This window comes from Moorena sp. (assembly GCF_982860115.1).
Map to the genome: position 1 here is coordinate 1 of NZ_CEYLVT010000219.1, position 4074 is coordinate 4074.

The window sequence follows — 4074 nt, forward strand, 5'->3', positions numbered from 1 at the left end:
TTCTAAATTCTAAATTCTAAATTCTAAATTCTTAATTCTTAATTCTTAATTCTAAGCTGAAACATCTGGAAGACTACCAAGCATTTCATCCCAAGTACTGCAAGCCTGTAATGCTTCGATAACTATAGGAAGTGGTTCAGAAAAAATGTTAGGAAAGTCAGCTTCTCCAGGAAATCGAATACTGAAAGCTAATTGCTCCTTTGGGGGATTGAATTGAGCATCAATTCCCTTACGGTTTCCTCTGGGATCAATTCGATACCAACCGAATTCAGGTAAGTAAACGGCATTCAAACCATGCAAACTGTAAGGCTCACCATCGTCATGAATACTTAATCGCTGATAACAAAAGCCTGCTGGAATTCCATTGGCTCGTAATAAAGCAGCTAGCAAATGGCTTTTTGCATAACAATAACCGGTTTTATACTTAAGTACATCGGAGGCACGACAGGTGACAGGGTTCATTTTATAGTCAACGCTATGACGAATCTGATCTCGAACCCACTCAAAACAGGCTTTTGCGATCGGCGAAGCCGCGCCAAAGGCGATCGCATTCGATGTTTGATGCTCTAGGGCTATTGTCTTCGCCAGTTCCAGAATTGTAGGATGTTGCCAATCGATGATTGCACTGGTTTGTAGATAGTCTTGTTTATTCTCCATGTTAAAAAGGGAGTCGGGAGTGAAAAAAATCCCAATTAAAGTAGGGTAGGCAAACTAATTAAATCATTAATACTCATTTGAAGCAAACGGTGTCTTGATGCAGTCGCTCATGGGGGTTTCCCCCAAGACCGCGCTGCATCGCTTTTTGCCCACCCTACAAGCTAATCAGCGTAATATTGTTACCTCAGAACATTGCCGCTTAAGATCACAAGTAACAAATCGAGGCTCCCCATCTGGAGTGATTTGAAAAAGAAAGTTATCAGGGCTGTATCCAGGGTAAGGAATGTTAGTACCGGGGTAGACAGGATTAGACCCCAATATAAGTAACCCCTCAGGAGATTGCTTAAGTTTCATAGTTTGCTGAACAACGGTTGTCCGACCCTTAATTAAATCGAAAAACCTGGTGGTCATCACACCGGAATCACCTTTGATACGCAAAACACTCTCGTGGATTACCCCCGCTGCACTACTGTATCTTAATTTCAATTCAGTATTACGGGAAAAAGCTTGAGCAATATCAAAGGATGAAGATGGCTTAAGGTTTGAGGAAGGTTTTACTGTTGATACTTTTTTGGGTAAAGATAGTGCCTGAACCTTTTGTCCAAAAACAACACCATCACCTCCTGCAAATGTAACAAGTATTACTGCAACGGAAGCGGTAATTTGACACGTCAATAGATTTTTCATGAGAACGCAATTTCCTGTTAAAATTTTAGCCGTAACTTGTTCCCTTGTTTAAGGAACAAAGATCTAATCGATATCTGCGTAACTTTTATAAGTACGCAACACAAAAGAGAGCACCGATTTAAGTTCACCCCTTTTCTGATGTAACCCTGAAAATAGTATTGAATAGAGATGAACTGTATACTAATATTTGTCTACACTAATAAATAGTAGTCTACCGGATTTTTTCAATAAAAGTTATTACTGATAATAGGAGAATCGCATCTTATTTTGTATAAAATGTACTTAACAACTAGTCAAGTGTATTAAATAATACATAAGTTATATCCACAACCAATCCCAGCGGTCCGGTGAGATGGGGTGGTGCCTCTGTTTGCAAAGAGTGATTTTTTTTTGCTTACATCTATTTCGATCAATAGTCCGGAGAGTTTTTGAAGCGCGCACTGAAACCCTTGGTTTTTCCTTGGGTTTCCTATGGAGACTATTGCTTTATCCCTGATGCTATAACTGTTTACTTATAGGTTAAGTATATTTCCAAGGGAGTATGCCGTAGGGAGTATTTCTTTAGAAGTATTTCCTTAGGAGTAGTGAACAAAAAATCCCAATTAAAGTAGGGTGCGCAAAGTAATCTAATCATTAATACTCATTTGAAACAAACGGTTTTTGCCCACCCTACAACCTAAATTCTTCATTCTTAATTCTTAATTCTTAATTCTTCATTCTTCATTCTTCATTCTTCATTCTTCATTCTTCATCGGTTCCCAATTCCCCGAAACAATAAAACTCGCCCAATAATAAGGATGCTGATACCTCTCATCTTTCAACATTTGCAGTTGGGTCTCCCGCAGAGCCTCGCTGCGCCCCATGTTATCGTCTAGCAAGCGCTGATAGTAAGCCAGCATCAGCTCTTTGGTTGCTTCATCCTGTACCTTGCGCAAACTGATCAGCTGAGTTTGTGAACCAGCAATCACAAAAGCCCGACGCAACCCATAGATGCCCTCTCCTGAACTAATCCGTCCGGAACCGGTATCGCAAGCGGATAAGACCACCAACTCGGTGCCAGACAACTTAAGTCCTACCGCTTCCAAGGCAGTGAGTACCCCATTCTCTGCACCAGTAGGCTTCTGCTTAACCCCTGCTAGTACTAGTCCAGACAACAGCATGGGATTGTCATAGAGTGTAGGCAGTTCTTGATTGGCAGCATTCTCAAAGAAACCATGGGTTGCAATATGCAGTATCCTGGGACTATGGACTCCTTTGACTGCTGACTCTGTGGCCTTACCACCGAGTAGAGGGGCTACTCCCAGCTTCTTAGCGATTTCTTTTACTTCCTCAGCGGTGCCTGGTAATGGTGAAAAGTGCCAGGTTGATAGGTCAATGGAACGGGTGGCGAGATTGCCATGATCGTGGTTAGCAATCAATTCACCAGCAGAACGGTCAAAGTCAGGATTGCCCAACAACACCGGAGGAGTTTGACTGGCATATTCCTGGGACAATCTCAGTAAGTCCCTGCCAGAGGTAAGGTAAGTAAAGCGATAGTTTTCTACCAGATACTGCTGCTGCTGATCCACCAGGGCTTCAAAGGGAATCAGGTTGAGCTCTCCGTCTGGGGAAAGTAAGACATGTTCAGTAGACCCTAAGTGTTGACGCACACGCTCCATCAACCTCTGATCCAATTGCCGTGCGGTTTGCTTCAACTGAGCTGTGGGTGTGTCTTTGTCTTGAAGAGAAAGACGAAACAGCTCCAGGTCTGGTTCAATTAACTCAACCTCCCCTAAGTCAATACCTTGGGGGTCTCCTTGGGAATGAAGCACGTAGGCGGCGTAGCGAGGGGAACCAAAACGTTGATCTTTTTTCGCTTTAGGATTAAAAGGTTGATACTTGACCAATTCCACGAGGGCCGTATTAGCTGGAATCAGGGTTTGAATGGTTTCGAGAGTCACAGGTTGGTTAGCTGTGCGAAAGTCAAGGCTACGACGGCTAATTTGATCCTCTAATTGGTTGGCTTGTTCAGAGAGATAATTCAACCTCTGTTGATAGTCTTCAAAAGGTAGATTTGGCGGTTGGTTGTAGATCAGGTTAGCTTCTTGAGTCGGGTTATAATTGAGCTCATCTAGTAACCTTGGGCTTTCAGGGTCTAAGCTTTGGCTGTAGAACAAGTTGGCTAGTTGAGTGCGGGTAGCGTTGAGATCATCTAATAACTTCTGGCTTTCAGGGTTTAAGCTTTGACGCAGGGTTTGCTGGCTATTGGTGATGAAATCGAGAACGCGACCTTTTCGCCGCAGGAGGGTAGTCAAGGCCAGAGCTGCTGCTCTGGGATTGTTGGGAGCTGCTTGGAGGTGCAAAGAAATCACTCGGTTTGTGCTACCAGTGATAGTATCAAGGTACTTTCGCTTTTGAGGCTCAGAACCACCCACCAAATTGGAGTGGAGGTTCCGTTCTTCTACCTCCAATTCTTGCTCGAACAGCTCAAGGGCAGAGTTAATCTTACTTTGAGCGTGATACAGTAGCGCCAGGTAGTGGAGGGTGGTGGCCACATCTGGGTGTTCCTCTCCTAGCAAGGGTTTCCTCAGCTGTAAGGCTTGCTGGAAGAGGGGTTCGGCCTCTTGGTACCTGCCCTGGCTAAAGTACACTTGTGCCAGGTTGTTGAGGGTGGTAGCCACATCTGGATGTTCCTTTCCTAGCAAGGGTTTCCTAAGGTCTAAGGCTTGCTGGAAGAGGAGTTCGGCCTCT

The 4074-nt window shown here is 43.9% G+C and carries 3 protein-coding genes; all 3 read right to left on the reverse strand.

What is annotated here, in order from left to right; all coding sequences use genetic code 11:
* Positions 1–51 precede the first annotated feature (51 nt).
* The gene (locus AC4II3_RS26470) at positions 52–657 is read right to left on the reverse strand and encodes a transglutaminase-like domain-containing protein (protein ID WP_488012222.1); all 606 of its coding nucleotides are present in this window, start codon (positions 655–657) and stop codon (positions 52–54) included.
* A 165-nt stretch (positions 658–822) separates the two neighbouring features.
* Positions 823–1344, reverse strand: a complete 522-nt coding sequence (locus AC4II3_RS26475; RefSeq protein ID WP_488012224.1) for a hypothetical protein — start codon at positions 1342–1344, stop codon at positions 823–825.
* A gap of 734 nt (positions 1345–2078) precedes the next feature.
* Positions 2079–4074 (reverse strand): CHAT domain-containing protein (locus tag AC4II3_RS26480; protein ID WP_490722936.1); only part of this gene is annotated, 1996 nt, incomplete at its 5' end.